Source organism: Streptomyces thermocarboxydus, assembly GCF_024760485.1.
Lineage (GTDB): Bacteria > Actinomycetota > Actinomycetes > Streptomycetales > Streptomycetaceae > Streptomyces > Streptomyces cellulosae.
In genome coordinates this window covers 6,252,295-6,270,514 of the sequence record NZ_CP058273.1, presented here as the reverse complement: position 1 = coordinate 6,270,514, position 18,220 = coordinate 6,252,295, and the positions used below count along the sequence as shown (strand labels likewise).

General features: G+C 73.7%; 17 protein-coding genes and 1 pseudogene. 12 read left to right on the top strand and 6 right to left on the bottom strand.

The window, feature by feature from the left end:
- Positions 1-260 precede the first annotated feature (260 nt).
- Positions 261-341 (top strand): annotated as a pseudogene (locus AY578_RS28605) (DUF2510 domain-containing protein); the annotation flags it as partial.
- 645 nt (positions 342-986) lie between these two features.
- Positions 987-1,880 carry a hypothetical protein gene (locus AY578_RS28600; protein ID WP_370879124.1) on the top strand — a complete coding sequence of 298 codons (894 nt, stop codon included), beginning with the start codon at positions 987-989 and terminating at the stop codon, positions 1,878-1,880.
- A gap of 154 nt (positions 1,881-2,034) precedes the next feature.
- Here the strand turns inward: AY578_RS28600 and AY578_RS28595 are convergent, their stop codons facing one another.
- Positions 2,035-2,649: a TetR/AcrR family transcriptional regulator gene (locus tag AY578_RS28595; RefSeq protein ID WP_019525006.1), complete on the bottom strand. Its 615-nt coding sequence runs from the start codon at positions 2,647-2,649 to the stop codon at positions 2,035-2,037.
- Between the two features lie 220 nt (positions 2,650-2,869).
- On the opposite strand from AY578_RS28595, the gene AY578_RS28590 reads away from it, so the two are divergent.
- Together AY578_RS28590 and AY578_RS28585 are read left to right on the top strand one after the other, a co-directional pair.
- Positions 2,870-3,664, top strand: coding sequence for a phosphatase PAP2 family protein (locus AY578_RS28590; protein ID WP_037954186.1), 795 nt, complete (start codon positions 2,870-2,872; stop codon positions 3,662-3,664).
- Positions 3,661-4,758 (top strand): DMT family protein, encoded by a 1,098-nt coding sequence (locus AY578_RS28585; protein ID WP_161231464.1) that lies wholly within the window; start codon positions 3,661-3,663, stop codon positions 4,756-4,758. Before AY578_RS28590 ends, AY578_RS28585 begins: the two co-directional genes overlap by 4 nt.
- Positions 4,759-4,779: 21 nt before the next feature.
- Here AY578_RS28585 and AY578_RS28580 read toward each other — a convergent pair whose 3' ends face one another.
- The 3 genes from AY578_RS28580 to AY578_RS28570 all read right to left on the bottom strand — a co-directional run bounded on the left by AY578_RS28580 (position 4,780) and on the right by AY578_RS28570 (position 7,364).
- The gene (locus AY578_RS28580; protein WP_258906049.1) at positions 4,780-5,658 is read right to left on the bottom strand and encodes a glutathione S-transferase C-terminal domain-containing protein; all 879 of its coding nucleotides are present in this window, start codon (positions 5,656-5,658) and stop codon (positions 4,780-4,782) included.
- Positions 5,659-5,774: 116 nt separating this feature from the next.
- Positions 5,775-5,924 carry a hypothetical protein gene (locus AY578_RS28575; protein WP_019525010.1) on the bottom strand — a complete coding sequence of 50 codons (150 nt, stop codon included), beginning with the start codon at positions 5,922-5,924 and terminating at the stop codon, positions 5,775-5,777.
- 153 nt (positions 5,925-6,077) lie between these two features.
- Positions 6,078-7,364 carry a sulfite oxidase gene (locus AY578_RS28570; protein WP_258906048.1) on the bottom strand — a complete coding sequence of 429 codons (1,287 nt, stop codon included), beginning with the start codon at positions 7,362-7,364 and terminating at the stop codon, positions 6,078-6,080.
- 575 nt (positions 7,365-7,939) lie between these two features.
- Between AY578_RS28570 and AY578_RS28565 the strand changes: the two genes are divergently transcribed.
- From AY578_RS28565 to AY578_RS28535, 8 genes are all read left to right on the top strand, one after another.
- Entirely contained in the window at positions 7,940-8,533 is a 594-nt protein-coding gene (locus tag AY578_RS28565) for a winged helix-turn-helix domain-containing protein (protein ID WP_161231467.1), read from the top strand.
- A gap of 13 nt (positions 8,534-8,546) precedes the next feature.
- Positions 8,547-9,776 (top strand): acyl-CoA dehydrogenase family protein, encoded by a 1,230-nt coding sequence (locus tag AY578_RS28560; RefSeq protein ID WP_136239547.1) that lies wholly within the window; start codon positions 8,547-8,549, stop codon positions 9,774-9,776.
- A 30-nt stretch (positions 9,777-9,806) separates the two neighbouring features.
- On the top strand, positions 9,807-10,589 hold the full coding sequence (locus AY578_RS28555; RefSeq protein WP_028961062.1) for a sulfite exporter TauE/SafE family protein: 783 nt from the start codon (positions 9,807-9,809) through the stop codon (positions 10,587-10,589).
- A gap of 64 nt (positions 10,590-10,653) precedes the next feature.
- Positions 10,654-11,112, top strand: a complete 459-nt coding sequence (locus AY578_RS28550; RefSeq protein WP_019525016.1) for an RrF2 family transcriptional regulator — start codon at positions 10,654-10,656, stop codon at positions 11,110-11,112.
- 139 nt (positions 11,113-11,251) lie between these two features.
- The gene (locus AY578_RS33935; protein WP_019525017.1) at positions 11,252-11,353 is read left to right on the top strand and encodes a putative leader peptide; all 102 of its coding nucleotides are present in this window, start codon (positions 11,252-11,254) and stop codon (positions 11,351-11,353) included.
- Positions 11,354-11,537: 184 nt separating this feature from the next.
- Positions 11,538-12,644: an aliphatic sulfonate ABC transporter substrate-binding protein gene (locus AY578_RS28545; protein WP_019525018.1), complete on the top strand. Its 1,107-nt coding sequence runs from the start codon at positions 11,538-11,540 to the stop codon at positions 12,642-12,644.
- A 41-nt stretch (positions 12,645-12,685) separates the two neighbouring features.
- Positions 12,686-13,483 carry an ABC transporter ATP-binding protein gene (locus AY578_RS28540; RefSeq protein WP_019525019.1) on the top strand — a complete coding sequence of 266 codons (798 nt, stop codon included), beginning with the start codon at positions 12,686-12,688 and terminating at the stop codon, positions 13,481-13,483.
- Positions 13,470-14,384 (top strand): ABC transporter permease, encoded by a 915-nt coding sequence (locus AY578_RS28535; protein ID WP_258906041.1) that lies wholly within the window; start codon positions 13,470-13,472, stop codon positions 14,382-14,384. The genes AY578_RS28540 and AY578_RS28535 overlap by 14 nt, the downstream gene beginning before the upstream one ends.
- Before the next feature lie 24 nt (positions 14,385-14,408).
- Here AY578_RS28535 and AY578_RS28530 read toward each other — a convergent pair whose 3' ends face one another.
- Together AY578_RS28530 and AY578_RS28525 are read right to left on the bottom strand one after the other, a co-directional pair.
- Positions 14,409-16,577, bottom strand: a complete 2,169-nt coding sequence (locus tag AY578_RS28530) for a discoidin domain-containing protein (protein ID WP_258906040.1) — start codon at positions 16,575-16,577, stop codon at positions 14,409-14,411.
- A gap of 48 nt (positions 16,578-16,625) precedes the next feature.
- Positions 16,626-18,203: a glycoside hydrolase family 13 protein gene (locus AY578_RS28525; protein WP_258906039.1), complete on the bottom strand. Its 1,578-nt coding sequence runs from the start codon at positions 18,201-18,203 to the stop codon at positions 16,626-16,628.
- Between the last annotated feature and the right edge of the window lie 17 nt (positions 18,204-18,220).

Here is an 18,220-nt window from a genome sequence, read left to right as displayed (position 1 = left end):
GAGTCGCCCGAATGACGTACCGGACCCGAGCGTAGTCCTCCGTCCGGCCGAGCGGAGCCCGGTCGCGCCACGTGTTGCCGTGACGAGTGACACCGGGCACCGTGAGTCGACGCGGCCCGCCCCTCACCAGGGACCCGTCGGTCAACAGGTGTCCCTTTACGGCCTGTTGACGGGCGTGGCGCGGAGCGGGTAAGGACCGCCTGCGGTCCGGCGGCGCCCTCTCTCATCCGCCTTTCACCGACGCCTCATACGGTGGGGGTATGACGCAGGTGACTCCCGCCGGGTGGTACCCCGACCCCGGACAGAAACAAGACGGCCCGCCCACGGAGCGGTGGTGGGACGGCACGGCCTGGACGGCCCGCATCCGTCCGACGGCTTTGGCCCCCGGCGCGGCGACGCCGGAAGGGGGCGGGGACTCGGACGCGGGTGCCCCTGGGGGGCGGGTGGAGGAGGCTCCGGGGCAGGGCCCTGGGGGCGACGCCCCTGCGGAGGGCACCCCTGCGGGGCGGACTGCGGCGGGGGGAGCGGACGCGGGGCACGCTGGTGCCACGAAGCCGGCGGGTACGGAGCACACCGCCGGAGGGCAGGCCGGCGCGAGCCCGGCCGGCCCGGAGCAGGACGCCACCCCGCGGGCGGGGACCGGCGTGGGCACTGCGGCCGGCAACCAGGCCGAAGGCCGGGCGGCCGGTGCGCAGAAGGCTGCCTCCGGGCAAGCCGCCCCTGGTCAGGTTGACGCGGCCGAGAACGCGGGCCACGTCGGCGCGGCACAGGCGGCCGGGGGCCATGCTGATGTGACGCAGCGTCCTGCAGGGCAGGCCGATGCCGGGCCGGGGCCCGAAGGCGGGGCCGACCGGGGCCAGGCTGCCAGGGGGCGGGCCGCCGCAGGACAGGCCGGTGAGGCCCAGGCGGTCGAGGGGCAGATCGGCGCCGTGCAGGAGGACGTGAGTCCGGCCGGCCCGGCGTCGTCAGCCGGTGATTGGGTCGCCGTGGGGCCGGCCGCCGCCGGGCCGATCCCCGGTCACGGCGGCCCCGGCGCCACGCAAGGCGGTGCCTGGGGGCCCGTCGAGACCCTCGGCGGGGGGCACCCGGCCTACCCGGTCCACCCTTCACCGCCCCCGTCCCCGCGTGGGCGCCGGCTGCGGATCGGTATAGCCGTCGCCGTGGCCGCCGCCGTGCTGGCGAGCATCGGGGTGGGCGTGTACGCCCTCACCGATGACGACGGCGGGCGGAGTACCGCCACCTCTCAGCAGCGCGGTGGGCAGGACGACGGGCGGGGAGCGCCCGAGGACGGCGCGCCCGATCGTGAGGGCGACGGGGGTGGCGACGGCGGCGACGATTCCCGCCGTGTCGAGAGCGGATCCGTCACCGACTCGCTCAGCGGGATCAGCCTCCCCGTGCCCGACGGGTGGTACGGCGAGGAGTTGCAGGTCGGCGCCTCGCTCACGTCGAAGGAGTCCTACGACTGCCCCGGCGACACCTCGAAGTCCTGCGTCAAGGGCGGCGTGTACTCGGCGCCGGCCCTCGTGCTCGGCACCCGTGGCGACACCGCGGAGGAGGTCGCGAAGGCGGACATCTCCGCGAACGCCGAGGAGAGCTACGGCGGCGAGGCGTACGGGCGGATCACCTCGCACGACGTGCTGGCGTCGAAGGCGGTGACCGTGGCCGGGCAGAAGGGGTACCTGGTGCGCTGGAAGGCGGTGACACAGGAGGGGTCGGACGGGTTCGTGCAGTCCCTCGCGTTCCCGTCCCCCTCGCGTCCGGACCAGATCGTGGTCGTCCGCTTCGGCGTGGACGTCGACCAGCAGCAGAAGATCCTCGACGAGATCACCGAGGGGATCGAGGTCGCCAAGAGCGGCCGAGGCAACGGACAGGACGTCTGACGACCCGCCGGCGTCCCACGTAGTTCGGCCGGGTGAGGCACCCCTCCGCTCAAGAGGTGTCCCACCCGGCCGGGTGGTGCGCCGCCCCCGTCCCCACGGTGCGGCGCGGTCGGGCCTCCGTCCGGTCGTCCCCATGACCGGCGGGGCCCGGGTCTCATTCCAGTCCGAGCACCGGCAGCACCGCGGCCTCGACGAAGCGGAGCATGTAGTCCGGGCCGGCGTTGCACCCGTCGAGCACGGGCCGGGCCCGCAGCACCCCGAAGATCTGCGCCGGGACGTACTCCAGCGCCGGGTTGTCCGCGTCGACCTCCCCGCGCTCGACGCCCCGCCGCAGGATCTCCTTCAGCGCGGCGATCTCCGGGTCGACCAGCGCCTCCCGCAGCGCCTGCGCCAGTTCCCGGTCCTGCTGGACCGCGTGTCCCAGCGCCTGGAACAGCGTCGTGTCCTTCGGCGACCACTCCCCCGCGCAGCGCGCGGCCTCGCGCAGGTCCCCGGCGAGGGTGCCGGTGTCGATGAGCGCGAACCGCTGCCGCGCGCTGGACCGGAGGGCGGCGGCGACGAACTGCGGCTTGGTCCGCCACTGCCGGTAGAGGGTGGACTTGCTGCACCGCGTGCTGGCGGCGACGCCCTCCATGGTGACGGCGTCGTACCCGCACGTGCGGATCTGCTCCAGCACGGCGTCGAAGAACTCCCGCTCCCGCTCAGGCGTGATCTTGGAGCGGCGCGAGGCACCGGCCGGTCCCGGTCGGTCCGCGTCCTGCGACGTCATCGGTTCGGCTCCCTCTCCCTCGGCGGAGTGTGTCGTACGCAATCGATACTCGAGTGTACCGGTACGGAAGCGTATCGGTACACTGGCGTATCGGTACGGACGCGTATCGGTACGTTCGCGTATCGATCTTGGTCCGCACCGATGAGCTGGACCCGGTCCCCGAGTCAGCAGCTCCGCCTGCACCACGACACGCACCACCGTCAGCGAAGGGACCGGGGGCATGCACGCGCGCGAGAAGTTCGAGGAACCCGAGCCGACGGGATCCGGTACCCGCGACCGGCCGCCGCTCGTCCGCGAACTGCTGCTGGTGGCGGGCCTGTTCCTCGTCTACAAGCTGGGCCGCCGGCTCGCGGCCGGCCACACCGCCGAGGCGTACCGCAACGGCCGTGAGGTCTGGGACCTGGAGCGGGCGCTGCATCTGCCCGGGGAGGGCGCGGTGCAGTCCTCGCTGCTGCACGGCGACGCGCTCGTCCAGTTCGCCAACACCTACTACGCGGCCGTCCACTTCCCGGCCACCGCGGCCTTCCTGGTCTGGCTGTACCTGCGCCGCCCGGGGCACTACGTCTGGGCCCGGCGCGCGCTGGCGGCGGTCACCGCGGCCGCGCTGGTGCTGCACCTGGCGTATCCGCTGGCCCCGCCCCGGCTGCTGCCGCTGACGGGACTGGTGGACACCGCGCGGCTGTACGGGCCGTCGGTCTACGGGCCGCCCGACGCCGACCAGTTGTCGAACCAGTTCGCCGCGATGCCGTCGCTGCACTTCGGCTGGGCGCTGATGGTGGCGATCGGCCTGATCGCCGTGACGCGGTCGGCACGGCGGTGGCTGTGGCTGCTGCATCCGCTGGTCACCCTGCTGGTGATCGTGGGAACGGCGAACCACTTCTGGCTGGACGCGCTCGCGGCGGCGGCCCTGGTGGGGCTCGCGCTCGCTGTCGTGCGCCGGCCCCGCCACGCCCCCGCGCCGGCACCGGTCCCCCGGCCCAGGCGTCCGGGGGCCCTCGTGGGGGCGGGCCGATGAGCGCCCTGCTGGTGGCCGTCCTGCTCTCCCTGGTCTCGGCGGTCGCCTACGCGTTCGCCGCCGTGACGCAGGCCCGGCTGGCCACCCGCGGCTCCGGCGGCGGGGCACTGCGGCTGCTCGGCAGCGGCGCCTGGTGGGGTGCGGTCGGTCTGAACGCGGCGGCCGCGCTGCTGCACGTGGTGGCCCTGAAGTACGGCCCGCTGACGGTGGTCCAGCCGCTGGGCGCGCTCACCCTGGTGGCCGCCGTGCCGCTGGGGGCATGGATGGCGGGGCGGACGGTGAGCACGGTCGAGTGGCGGGGCACGGCACTCACCCTTGCCGGTCTGGCGGCGCTCCTCACGACGGCGTCCGGACCGGCGCCGGACGACGTGCTGAGCGTGCCGGAGGCGCTGGCCGTCGCGGGCGGCACGGCGTCCCTGATCGGCCTGCTGTCCTGGCCCGGCTCCCGTCCCGGCCTGCGGCACGCGACCGCGTCGGGCATCGCGTCGGGGGTCGCCTCGGCACTCACCCAGACCGTGACGGTCGCCGTGACCGACCGCACCGGCCCGCTGCTCGGCGCGCGTGTGATCGGGGTGGCGCTGCTGGTCGCCGTGTTCTCGGCCGGCGGCCTCCTCCTCGCGCAGACCGCGTACCGGGGCGGTCTCGGGGCCCCGCTGGCGATGGTCACGCTCGCCAACCCGCTGGCGGCGGCGGTGATCGGCCTGGGGCTCCTCGGCGAACACCTCCGGGGCGGCCTGCCCGGCGTGGCGTTCGGCCTGTTCGGCGCCGGCCTCGCGTCGTGGGGTGTGGTGCTGCTGTCGCGGGTGAGCGAGGGGACCTCCGCGGTTCCGGCGGAGGCTCCGGTCGAGCCGAGCACGCCTCCGGCGCCGGTACGCGCCCTGGTCCCGGCGACCACGGGCACGTCCGGCTTCGCGCGGTGGACGCCGTCGACGGCCCTGGACCCGTACACGCCAGGCCCGTCCGCAGGGCCGGCCGTTCTCCCTGCTGCTCGCGCTCAGGAAGGCGCGGCCCCGCGCCCCGCCCGGAGGCCTGTGCGGCGAAGGAGGCGGCACCGGTGCTCCGGGCGGAGGTCCGGGCAGCGCCGGGCCGCCTGACGTACGCCGCCGCGCCCGGCGTCAGACGGGGCGGCGGGTCGGTTCCGGCGTCCTCCGGTCGATGTACGCCGGCCAGTCCATGATCGGCACCGCCGCGCCCGCCGCCTCCGTGCCCCGGCAGTGGGCGTGGTGCCGGCGGGCGATGCCGTCCAGGTCGAGGTGCGGGCCGAAGGCGGGGTGCGCGGTGAGCCGCCGGGCGTAGGCCCACAGCCGGGGGTGCTCGGTGATGCGGTGCACCGCAGACGCGTCCAGGTGGTGCCGGTGCACGGTGTCCAGCTGCACCAGCGTGACCCACAGCCGCACGTCCGCGAGGGTGAGGTCGTCGCCGAGGACGTACTCCTGGGAGGCGAGCCGCAGTTCGAGCAGGTCCAGCGCGCGGAGCAGCGTGGCGAGCGCGGTGTCGCGTTCGGCGCGGTCGCCGCCGTGCAGCCCGGCCCGCTGGGCGGTCGCGTTGACGCCCTGCTCGCAGAGCCGTTCGACGGCCGCGAACGCCTCGTCGGACTCGCGCGGGAGCAGACAGTCACCGTGTCCGCCGAACCGCCGTGCCAGGTCGCGGACGATGTCCGGGGCGTGGGTGCTGACGACGGTGCCGGTCCAGTTGTCGTGCAGGACCGGCGCGAGGGCCGGGCCCGGGTAGAGGTGCGCGCTCGCCTCGTACAGGGGGCGCAGCGCCCGGCGTCCGCCGTCGGGGGCGTCGGGCACGGCGGGCAGGAGCGTCACGGGGAGGACGTCCGCGAGGCCGAGCAGGCTGTGGGTGACCGCGATCTGGAGACAGTGGGGACAGGTGAGCGACAGGTGGAGGCGGTAGCGGTGGGGTGCGGCGTAGTACCCGCTGCGCGGGTCGTCGCCGATCCTGCTCCGGAACGGCGGCTCGGCGGAGGTCGGGGATGTGGCGGACATACGTCTCCCAGGGTGCTCGGTGACGGGCGTACGGGCGTGGCATGGCGCACGCGGGGGCCGTCGGGCCCGGCCGGGATGCGGTGTCGGGGACGGAGAGGGTGTGACAGAGGGGGGTGTCAGAGGCGCGTGGGGACGGCGTCGTCCGCGGAGCCCGCCGCGCTGCACACGCGCGCGAGGTCGATGTGGAGCCGGGACGTCAGCAGGGGCAGCTGACCGAGGGCGACACGCACGGTGTCCCCGCCGAGGTCAGGAGCTGCACGGCCCATCGCGTTCCCTACCGATTCACTAGGATTCCCTACAGGAGTCTCAAGGCAGACTCCGCCCGCGTCAAGAGGACCGACGGCCCCCGCACCGAAGCGTCTCACCAGGTGAGAGCGGCGGCGCGGGGACCATTGGCCTCGGGAGACGGTCCGTGCAGGTCAGACCACCGTCACCTCGTGCCGCACCACGGCGTCGAACAGGTAGCCCTGTGTGTTGTGGACCGAGACGTCGGGCTGGGTGCGGCCCGCCGTGTCGGTGGCGCGGGCCAGCAGCCGGGTCGTGCCGCGGGTGCGGGGCTTCCAGGTGACGGACCACCGGGTCCACGTGTCGGGACGCGGGCGTTCCAGCAGGCGGGCCTGCCGCCAGCTCGCCCCGCCGTCGGTGCTGACGTCGACCCGGTCGACCGGGCCGGCGCCCGACCACGAACGGCCCGTCAGCACCTGGCCGCGGCCCACCGGGAAGGTGGCGCCGCGCGCCAGCTCGAAGGCGCTCTTCAGGGTCTGCCGGGTCAGCGGCGCGCTGCCGCCCTCGGGGTGGCCGGGTCCGAACAGCCGGTAGAAGGTGGTGTTCCACGGCGAGAACAGCGGCTGCGCGGACACCTCGATGTCGCCGACCCACTTGATGGACGCGATGCCCACCCAGGAGGGCACCAGCACCCGCACCGGGTGGCCGTGGTCGGGCGGGAGCGGCTCGCCGTTCATCTCGTAGGCGAGCACGACGTCGTGCAGGGCCTTGGACAGCGGCAGCGGCCGCCGTACCCGGCCGAGACTCTCCCCGCCGCTGACGTACTCGGCGTCCAGACCACGCGGCTGCACGTCGACGGCGTACGGGGACAGGCCCGCGCGGCGCAGCACGGTGGACAGGGGGACGCCGCGCCAGCGCGCCACGCCGATCGCGCCGAGCCCCCAGGGCGTGCCGGAGACGGTCTCGCCCTGCTGGGTGGTGAAGCCGCTGCGGCCATTGCCGGCGCACTCGACGAAGGCGGTGCGGGTGACGGACGGCAGGCGGCGCAGGTCGTCGTAGCCGAACTCGACGGGCCTGTCCTCGCCGGGGCCGCCGCGCAGGCCGCTCCCCCACAGTCTCAGCCGCCAGTCGTCCGCGCCGATGCGCGGGGTCGCGGTGTGGTTGCGGACGAAGAACAGGTCGTTGGGCGTGTGGTGGCCGATGCCGCGCAGGGCCTCCCAGCGGGTCTCGGCGTTGGTGCCGTGGCGGACGAACGTCTCGGGAGGCAGCGGCTTGACGATGGTGTCGCCGTCGGCGGCGCGGGCGGGCACGGGCGCGGACAGGGGCAGCGCGCCGGCGGTTCCGGCGGCGGCGAGCAAGGTGAGCAGACGGCGGCGGCTCACACCGTCCGCCCTGGCCTCGCCGGCCAGCCACTGGCGCAGCCGGTGCCGGTCGTAGGCGGTCTCGTCGGGGCGGGATGAGGTCGCGGCGGATGAGGGCATGGCAGGGGTCCTCGTCGTCGTAGGGCTTGAGGAAGGCGTAGGGCCTTGGAGGGAGACCGGGAACGCGGCGGGCGGCGGACGGTGGTCCCGAAAGGGCGGAGGGGCGCGCCGGTTCAGCCGGGGAGGCGACAGAGCGCGGCGGCGACGCGGACGAGGTCCACGGTGCGGCGGCGCGTCAGGGGCTCCAGCGGCGGCATGGCGGGATGCAAGCACGCGCCGTTCGCGGGTGTCAACGCTCCGTCAGGTCCCCGCGAGCGCGCCCCTCGCGCATCCTCAGGTCCCGGGGAACGGTCCCGCGCGTTCAGCATGTGAGACGTTCCCCCCTTTTCCTACAGACTTACTAGGAAAAGCTTGACGGTGTTCACGGGGGTGCGCAGCATGAGGGGCATGTCCCCTGTGCAGCTGCGACTCGTACGTCGTCGGCATGTCGACTTCGGTCACGTCGTCAGCGCCGCCTGCTGTCGCGCCTGAACGCGCGGCCCGCACGCCGGCCGCGCACTCCGGCCCCCTTCCCGGCTCGTACGCACCACCCCCGCGTCCGCCGGGACCCGACACCGTCACAAGGGACTACCGCCATGACCACGGCACTTCCGCACCCGACCGCCTCGCTCCGTCCGCTGCCCGACACGCGCCACCTCCACCTGGTGGCCGACGGGGTGCGGCAGGACGCCGAGGACCCCGCGTCCCCGCCGCTCGTCGGCTACCTCCTGCTGGTCCCTCAGGGCACCGACCCCCTGGACCTGTTCGTGAAGGACCGGCCGCGGCCCGAGTTCCGCCTGGTGGCCGCCGACATGACCGCGGAGGTGACCGCCGGCGCGACCGCGCCGCCCCCGCGGCAGCCGGCGGACGACGCCGTCCGGATCGACACCGCGCGGCGCACCGCCGAGGTCGACGGACGTGAACTCGACCTGACGTACCTGGAGTTCGAACTGCTGGCGCACCTCGTGCGGCGGCCGCACCTGGTGCAGTCGCGCGAGACGCTGGTGGCGGCCGTCTGGGGCTACCACCACGTCGGCGACGGCCGCACGGTCGACGTCCACATCGCCCGCCTGCGCCGCAAGCTGGGCGCCGCCCACCGGCACCGCATCGTGACGGTCCGGTCCATCGGCTACAAGTACGTCCCCGACCAGCAGGACAGCCCCCACGCCGCACCCTGCGGCCGATCCTGAGGAGAGCACCGCCATGTGCCCTGCCGCCGCGCCGACGCGCCCCGCACCCCCGGCCGAACCCGTCGCGCACGGACGGGCGCACTGGCTGCGCGTGGCCCGCGAGGCGGCGGACGACCTGGCCACGGACACCGTGGTCAGGGAACAGGCCGGCAAGGCCCCGGTCGACGAGGTGTCCCGGCTGCGCGAGGCGGGACTGCTGACCCTGCTCACCCCGGCCGGGCCGGGCGGCGCGGGCGTGGACTGGGACACGGCGTATGCGGTGGTCCGGGAGATCTCCACGGCCGACGGCGCGATAGGGCAGCTCCTCGGCTCCCACTACTTCCTGTCGTGGAGCGCCCGGTTCTTCGGCGCCCCGGAGACGGCCCTGCGGACGGCTGAGCGCTCGGCGGCCGAACAGTGGTGCTGGGGCGGCGGTTTCGCCCCGCAGGACCCGCCGCTGACACTGTCCCGCTCGTCCCGGGGGCTGGTGCTCGGCGGCCGTCAGAGCTATCCGACCGGGGTGCTGGTGGCCGACCGGCTCGCCGTGCGGGCGGTGCGCGAGGACACCGGTGAACCCCTGGCCGTCGTGGTGGACCCGCGCCGCAGGGGCGTGGTGGTCGACGCGGCGGGCGACACCTTCGGGCTGCGGCTCGCGGGGGGCGGCAGCGTGGAGTTCGACGACGTGGCCGTGGGCGCGGACGACGTCCTGGGCTCGCTGTCCGCGGACGAGGACCACCTGGTCCCGCGGGCCGCCCTGGCCGCGCCCGTGGGCCGGCTGTTCTCCGTGCAGCTGCTGCTCGGCATGGCCGAGGGGGTGCTGGCCGAGGTGCGCGAGTACAGCAGGGCCGGGCACCGCACCTGGTCGCCCGTCCCGTCCGCCGGCGCGCCCGACGACCCGCAGACGCTCACCGCGTACGGCGAGCTGACGGTGCTCGCCCGGTCCGCATCCGCGCTGTGCGACCAGGCCCTGGACGCCGTGCGACGGGGTCTTGAGCGCGGCGAGGACCTCACGTACGACGAGTACGCGGACATCTCCGCGCTGGTGTCCATGGCGGAGACCGCGGCGTCGCGGGCGGCGCAGGAGTCCGCGACCCGGGCGCTCGACATCGTCGGCCCGCGCTCGGCGTCCGCGCGGCTCGGCTTCGACCGCTTCTGGCGCAACGCCCGGACGCATACCCTGTACGAGCCCGTCGCGCACCGGCTGCGTGACGTCGGGGACTACTTCCTCAACGGCGCCCACCCCCCGTTCGTCCTGCCCGCCTGACTTCTGCGGGCCCTTTCCCAGGCAGGTGCCGTGACCTGGTCCACCGGAATCGCCGGGCTGGCCGCGGGGCTGGTCGTCTCCGTGGTGACCACGCCGGCGGGGGTGTCCGGGGCGGTGTTCCTGCTGCCGGTGCAGCTCGGCGTCCTGGGGGTGCCGAGTCCGGCGGTCACGCCGACGAACCTGCTGTACAACGTGGTGGCCGGACCCGGCGCGCTGCTGCGGCACCACCGCACGGGCCTGCTGTACACCCCGCTGACCCGCCGTCTGGTGAGCGGGGCGCTGCCCGGGGTGGTCGTGGGCGCCGGCGTGCGGGTGTTCGCCGTGCCGGGAGCCACCGTCTTCCGGCTGCTGATCGCCGTGCTGCTCGTGCCGCTGGGGCTGTGGCTGGTCCGGAGCACACTCATGCCCGCCCCTCCGGCCCGGGACGCGGAGCCGTCGCCGCGCGCCGTGACCGGTCTTGCCCTGGCGGTCGGCGTCGTCGGCGGGGTCTACGGCATCGGCGGGGGCTCGCTGCTCGGGCCGCTGCTGGTCGGGCGGGGCATGTCCGTCGCGCGGGTGGCGCCGGCGGCGCTCGCCTCGACCTTCGTGACGTCCGTGGCGGGCGCGGGCACCTTCGCGCTGCTGTCCCTGGCGGGCACCGGCGACGTGGCCCCGGACTGGTACCTGGGGCTGGCGTGCGGGCTGGGCGGGCTGATCGGCGGGTATCTGGGGGCGCGGCTCCAGCCGCGCCTGCCCGAGACGGGGCTGCGGCTGCTGCTGGGCTCCCTCGCCGCCGCGGTGGGCGTCCTCCACGCCGTGCAGGCACTGGGCTGACCTCCGGCTCCTCGCCGCCGACCGCGGGTGGAGGGCGGCACGGGCCGTACGGGATAATGACCGCATGCGGATCTCAGCCAGGGCGGACTACGCGGTACGCGCCGCGCTGCAACTCGCGTCATCCGGGGACGACGGGCCGCTCAAGGCCGAGGCGATCGCCGACGCTCAGGACATCCCGCACAAGTTCCTGGAGAGCATCCTCAACGACATGCGGAGGGGCGGGCTCGTGGTGAGCCAGCGCGGCGGGAACGGCGGATACCGGCTGGCGAAGCCCGCCGACGCGATCAGCATCGCCGACGTCATCCGGGTCGTGGAGGGTCCGCTGGTCTCGGTGCGCGGCGTCCGGCCGCCCGAGCTGTCGTACTCCGGTCCTGCCGAGTCGCTGCTGCCGCTGTGGATCGCGCTGCGGTCGAACGTGCGCCAGATCCTGGAGGGCGTCTCCCTCGCCGATGTGGCGTCGTCCCAACTCCCCGCCGGGGTGGCCGCGTTGGCGGACACCCCGAAGGCCTGGGTGAATCCCTGATTCCAGCCGCCGACCAGGCATTTCTCACCATGTGAGCGATTGGCGTCCATCATATGAGCTGCCCCTTGGGGTAGGGGCTGGTTTCTGCCACGATCCCTAGCAGCCAGGTAGGAAAACTAGGGATCCACAGGGGGTGGCCATGACCGCGCGTCCGTACGACGTCGCCGCACGCCTCCTGCTGACCTCGCGCCGCCACATCGACTTCGGCCGCACGTCCAGCGCCATCTGTCGGCCGGTCTGAGGCCCCGCCGGACCCGCGTCCGGCCGCGCCCCTCCGACCCCGCTCGCTCCGCACCGCACACCGTTCCGCGGCCGCCGACCGTCCCCGCGAGGCAGGCCCGACGGCCGCGCGGGCGCACGCCCCTGGGCTCACGCCCGTACGCCGGCAACGTCCCGAACCACCCTTTTCCCGAGAGGACACCTCCGTGTCTGCCGCACGACCGCTCACCATCCTGCGCACCGCCGCCGCCCTGGCGGCCCTCCCGCTCCTGCTCACCGCCTGCGGCTACGGTTCCGACGCCGAGGACGACGCCCCGCAGGCGGAGGTCGCGGCGGACGCGAAGAAGCTCTCCGCCTCCGAGGTGAAGATCGGCTACTTCCCGAACCTCACGCACGCCACTGCCCTGGTCGGCGTGCAGGAGGGCCTGCTCCAGAAGGAGCTGGGCGGCACCAAGATCAAGCCGTCGACGTTCAACGCCGGCCCGTCCGAGATCGAGGCGCTGAACGCCGGGTCCATCGACATCGGCTGGATCGGCCCCTCCCCGTCCATCAACGGCTACACCAAGTCGGCCGGCAAGAACCTGCGCATCATCGGCGGTTCGGCCTCCGGCGGCGTGAAGCTGGTGGTCGACCCGGACAAGATCAAGACCCTGGACGACCTCAAGGGCAAGAAGATCGCCACGCCGCAGCTCGGCAACACCCAGGACGTGGCCTTCCTGCACTGGATCGCCGAGAAGGGCTGGAAGGTCGACGCCCAGAGCGGCAAGGGCGACGTGTCCGTGGTCCGCACCGAGAACAAGATCACCCCGGACGCCTACAAGTCCGGCTCGATCGACGGCGCCTGGGTGCCCGAGCCCACCGCGTCCAAGCTGGTCGCGGACGGCGCGAAGGTGCTGCTCGACGAGTCCGAGATCTGGCCGGACAAGAAGTTCGTGATCACCAACATCATCGTGTCGCAGAAGTTCCTCAAGGAGCACCCGGACGTCGTCGAGGCCGTGCTGCGCGGCTCGGTGAAGACCAACGCGTGGATCAACGCCAACCCGGACGAGGCCAAGGCGTCCGCGAACAAGGCGCTGGAGAAGCTGTCCGGCAAGGCCCTGCCGGAGGAGGTCCTCGACCCGGCGTGGGAGTCCATCACCTTCCTCGACGACCCGCTGGCCTCCACCCTCGACGCCCAGGCCTCGCACGCGGTCTCGGCCGGCCTGCTGGAGAAGCCCAGCCTCAAGGGCATCTACGACCTGAAGCCGCTCAACAAGGTCCTCAAGGCCGAGGGCAAGCCCGAGGTCGACGACGCCGGTCTCGGCGTCGGCTGATCACGCCCGCACCCCGACGCACACCCCAGGAGGTGACGACCATGGCCACCACGACGGCCGGGACGGCCGAGGACACCACGACGGCTCGGTACGCCGCGCGGGTCGAGCACGTCTCGAAGTCCTTTCCCGCTCCGGGCGCCCCGGGCGGACGGCAGCTCGTGCTGGACGACATCACCCTCGATGTCGCACCCGGCGAGTTCGTCACCCTCCTTGGCGCCTCGGGGTGCGGCAAGTCCACCCTGCTCAACCTGGTCGCCGGGCTCGACCGGCCGTCCGCCGGCGCCATCGGCACCGACGGCCGGCCCGCCCTGATGTTCCAGGAGCACGCCCTGTTCCCGTGGCTGACCGCGGGCAAGAACATCGAACTCGCCCTGAAGCTGCGCGGGGTGGGCAAGCCGGAGCGCCGCCAGGAGGCGGAGCGGCTGCTGGAGCTGGTGCGGCTGAAGGACGCGCACGGCAAGCGGGTGCACGAGCTGTCCGGCGGCATGCGCCAGCGCGTCGCCCTCGCCCGCGCTCTCGCCCAGGACAGCAGGCTGCTGCTGATGGACGAGCCGTTCGCCGCGCTCGACGCCATCACCCGGGACGTGCTGCACGACGAACTGACCCGCATCTGGCGGGAGACGGGCCTGTCGGTGCTGTTCGTGACGCACAACGTGCGCGAGGCGGTGCGGCTCGCCCAGCGCGTCGTCCTGCTGTCGTCCCGGCCGGGCCGTATCGCCCGGCAGTGGACGGTGGACCTGCCGCAGCCGCGCCGCCTGGAGGACGCCGCGGTCGCGGAGCTGTCCGCCGAGATCACCGAAGAACTGCGTGGGGAGATCCGCCGACATGGCCAGCACTGAGAAAGCCGCCGGCGTCACGGAGAGGACCGCCGCACCCCAGGACCCGGACGACCTCGCCGGGCTGGAGGCGGGCCTCGACGCGCTGGACGCGACGCAGACGGTCCGCACCCCGATCGGTCAGACGCTGCTGCGCAAGGTGCTGCCGCCGGTCACCGCCGTCGCGCTGGTGCTGGTGGTGTGGCAGATCCTGGTCTGGGCGGAGGTCGCGCCCCCGTACAAGCTCGCCTCCCCCTCCGACGTATGGGGCGAGGTGCGCGCGGCCTGGCTCCAGGGCACGCTGCTCGAGTACATCTGGACGTCCGTCTCACGCGGCCTGCTCGGCTTCCTGTTCGCCCTTGCCATCGGCACCCCGCTCGGACTGCTGGTGGCGCGGGTGTCCTTCGTCCGGGCGGCCATCGGCCCGATCCTGTCGGGTCTGCAGTCGCTGCCGTCGGTCGCCTGGGTGCCGCCCGCCGTGATCTGGCTGGGCCTCAACGACTCGATGATGTTCGCGGTGATCCTGCTCGGCGCCGTCCCGTCCATCGCGAACGGCCTGGTGGCGGGCATCGACCAGATCCCGCCGCTGTACCTGCGCGCCGGACGCACCCTGGGCGCTACCGGACTGCGCGGCGCCCGCCACATCGTGATGCCGGCCGCGCTGCCCGGTTACGTGGCCGGTCTCAAGCAGGGCTGGGCGTTCTCCTGGCGTTCGCTGATGGCCGCCGAGATCATCGCCTCCTCGCCCGATCTGGGCGTCGGACTCGGCCAGTTGCTGGAGAACGGCCGCAACAACAGCAGCATGCCGCAGGTGTTCCTGGCGATCCTGCTGATCCTGTGCGTCGGCATCGCCATCGACCTGCTGATCTTCAGCCCGCTGGAGCGGCGCGTGCTGCGCGGGCGGGGCCTGCTCGTCAGCCGCTGACCCCGCCCGCAGTCGCTCCGCCCGTCAGGAGCCGTACACCTCGACCTCGCTGAACTGGGCGGCCGGCCAGCCGGTGTTGCCGGTGACGTGCAGCCGCAGATGGCGCAGGCTGCCGTCGACCGGGACGGTCACCGTGTTGCCGGTCGCCGGGTCGAAGCGGTGCTCCCGGGCCGCGGCCATCGTGGTCCACGCGGAGCCGTCGGTGCTGCCCTGCACGGACAGGGTCTGGGTGCGGGCCTGCCACGCTGCCTGCGGCGGCAGCTTCAGCACCACCCGGCGTACGGCGTGGGTGGCGCCCAGGTCGATCGTCAGGGTCTGCGGGAAGGCGTGGTTGGCGGACTCCCAGTAGGTGTGCGCGTCCCCGTCGACCGCCTTGCCGGGGGTGTAGACGTCCTGCGAACCGGTGGCGGTGGCGGGGCGGTTCAGGGCGAGGTTGCGGTCCGGGCCGGGTTCTGGTTCGCCTTGGCCGGGCTCGGGCCAGGCGGAGCAGTCCGACCAGGTGCTCCCCCAGCCGGAGTTGCCGCCGCCGTCGGTGACGGTGAAGGTGCCTGACCCCGCCGGGTAGGGGCAGTTGTAGATTCCGGCCGAGCCGACGCCGGTCGCGGTGACGTTGCGGAAGGTGGCGGCGCCTTGCGTCTCCACCTGGACGACGACCGTGCCGACGCGGTTCACGGTGGCGCCGTCGACGGTGATGTTCCGGGCCGCCAGGCCGCGTCCGCCGCCGGAGACGAACTCGAAGGCGCTGTACGGGCTGTCGGTGATCGTGGTGTTGGTGATCCGCACCTGGGCGTCGATCGCGCTGTCGTAGGAGTCGACACGCAGGGCGCCCATCGGGTGGTTCCAGTTGGGGTTCATCGCGCCCGTGCGGACCAGGGTGTTGCCGTCGACGGTGATGGTGCCGGACAGCGGGTGGAACGGGTCGAGGAACTTCTGGTTGGAGATCGCGATGCCGCTGCCGAGGGCGTTGGTGTCGGCGATCAGGTTGTTCCGGACGGTGATGTCGGTGCCGCCGTAGATCGCGATGCCGTTGGCGAGGTTCGGCTGGGTGATCGTGTTGTTCTCGAAGACGCTGTTCACGTCGGGCGCGTTCAGCGACCACATGGCGAGGGCGTCGTCGCCCTGGTTGCGCAGGAAGTTGTTGCGGACCTTCACCCCGCGGGCGTTGCCGTTGAGGTTCAGGCCGTCGGCGGTCATGTCGAGGAAGCGGCTGTTCTCGACGACCAGGTTGTCGTTGTTGCCGGTCAGCCAGAGCCCCACCTTGAGGTGCTGGAGCCACATCCCGGAGACGGTCGAGTCCGGGCCGAGGGAGCCGTTGACGAAGTTGTCCGGGCTGGAGTCGACGCGTTCGGTGACCTCGCCGATGACGGCGAAGTCCTTGATGTGGACGTTGCCGGAGGAGGCCGTCTGGTCGATGAAGCGCGAGGTGCGGACGACGGAGTGCCAGTGGCCCGCGCCCTGGAGGGTGACGTTCTGGACGCCGTTCAGGGACGAGGTCAGCCGGTACTCCCCCGGCGGTATCCACACGGTCCCGCCCTGGGCGGCGGCGATGGCCTCGCGGAACGCCTGCGTGGAGTCGCCCTGCCCGGTGGGGTCGGCGCCCTTGTCGGTGACGGACACGGCGCCGGAGGGGCGGGCGGCGGCCGCGGGCGCCTGCTCGAAGTCGGCGACGTCCACGGTGACCTGGACGTTGGTGGCCTGGAAGGCGACCGTGTCGCCCGCCTGGACGTCCCGGCCGAGCAGCATCCGCGCGTTGGCGTAGAGGTGATGGGTGCGGGCGCCCGGGATCCACGGGGTGTCGACGTAGGAGTACCGGGAGGTGACCGGCAGGGTCCGGTCGAGCCGCTGCCCGTTGACGTACACGTCGAGGGAGCCGGACTGGCCGTCGGGGACGCTGTATGCCACGGTGACGGCGTTGGCGGCGCGCGGCACGCTGAACGTCACGCGCTGACCCGCGTTCAGGCGCACCGCCTGCCGGCCGGACGCCTCGGAGGCGAGAGTGCCTTGTGAGTAGTCGGGGCCGATGCGGGTGCCGGTGTGGGTGGCGGACTCGGCCTCGACGGAGGTGAACGGGAGGGTGGCGCCTGCCGCGGCGTGGGCGGGCGCCGGGGCGACGGCGACGAGCAGGCCGGCGGCGAGGGCGACGGCCGTGGCCGCCGCCGGCACGCTTCTCACGGTCGTGCGGGGGGTGGTCATGGTGCTGGTCCCTTCGTGGTGGGGGTACGGGAACAGACGGGGCGCGGCTCAGGCGCGCAGCCAGACCGCGGTGTCGCCGGGCAGCCGCCCGGCGGTGTCGAGTGGGCCGCTGGCCAGGAGCGGCGCGGAGTGGGCGGGAAGGTCGACGGGGGCGTCCGCGAGGTTGACCACGCACAGGGCGTCGGCGCGGGCGAAGGCGAGGACGCCGTCAGGGGCGGGCAGCCAGGTCAGCGGGCCGTCGCCGAACTCCGGGCGCAGCCGGATCGCCTCGTGGTAGAGGCGGAGCATGGAGGCGGGGTCCTCGGCCTGCCGGTCGGCGGCGTAGGCGGCCCAGCCGTCGGGCTGCGGCAGCCAGGGCTCGCCGCCGAAGCCGGCGTGCGGTTCGCCGGCCGCCCAGGGCAGCGGCACCCTGCATCCGTCGCGGCCGGGGTCGGTGCCGCCGGAGCGGGCGTGCATGGGGTCCTCGATGCGGCCCAGCGGGATGTCCGCCTCGGGCAGGCCGAGTTCCTCGCCCTGGTAGACGTAGACCGCGCCGGGCAGGGCGAGGGAGAGCAGGGCGGCGGCGCGGGCCCGGCGGGTGCCGAGTTCCAGGTCGGTGGGGGTGCCGAAGGCCTTGGTGGCGAAGTCGAAGCCGGTGTCGGCGCGGCCGTAGCGGGTGACGGTGCGGGTGACGTCGTGGTTGCACAGCACCCAGGTGGCGGGGGCTCCGACGGGGGCGTGCTCGGCGAGGGTGTCGTCGATCGACGTCCGCAGCCGGGCGGCGTCCCAGGGGCAGGTCATGAAGGAGAAGTTGAACGCGGTGTGCAGTTCGTCGGGGCGCAGGTAGCGGGCGAAGCGTTCGGTGTCGGGGAGCCAGACCTCGCCGACGAAGACGGCCCCGTACTCGTCGGCGACGGCCCGCCAGGCGCGGTACACGTCGTGGAGTTCGTCGCGGTCGACGTAGGGGTGGGGGTCGTGTCCCTCGGTGAAATCGGGCAGTGCGGGGTCCTTGGCGAGCAGGGCGGCGGAGTCGATGCGGACGCCTGCGACGCCCCGCTCGAACCAGAAGCGCAGGATGTCCTCGTGCTCCTGGCGGACGGCGGGGTGGGCCCAGTTGAGGTCGGGCTGCTCGGGGGCGAACAGGTGCAGGTACCAGTCGCCGTCGGGCAGCCTGGTCCAGGCGGGGCCGCCGAACTCGGACTGCCAGTCGTTGGGCGGGAGTTCGCCGTGCTCGCCGCGTCCCGGGCGGAAGTGGAAGAGCTCCCGTTCGGGGCCGCCCGCGAGGGCCGCGCGGAACCAGGGGTGCTGGTCGGAGACGTGGTTGGGCACGATGTCGACGATGGTGCGGATGCCCAGTTCCCGTGCCTCGGCGATGAGCTTCTCCGCCTCGGCGAGGGTGCCGAAGGCGGGGTCGACGGCGCGGTAGTCGGCGACGTCGTAGCCGCCGTCCTTCATGGGGGACCGGTACCAGGAGTTGAACCACAGTGCGTCGACGCCCAGTTCGGCGAGGTACGGCAGTCGGGCGCGGACGCCGGCCAGGTCGCCGGTGCCGTCGCCGTCGCCGTCGGCGAAGCTGCGGACGTACACCTGGTAGATGACGGCGGAGCGCCACCAGCCGTCGTCGGTGGCAGGGGTGGGCTGTCCCACGTGGATGCCTTTCTCTT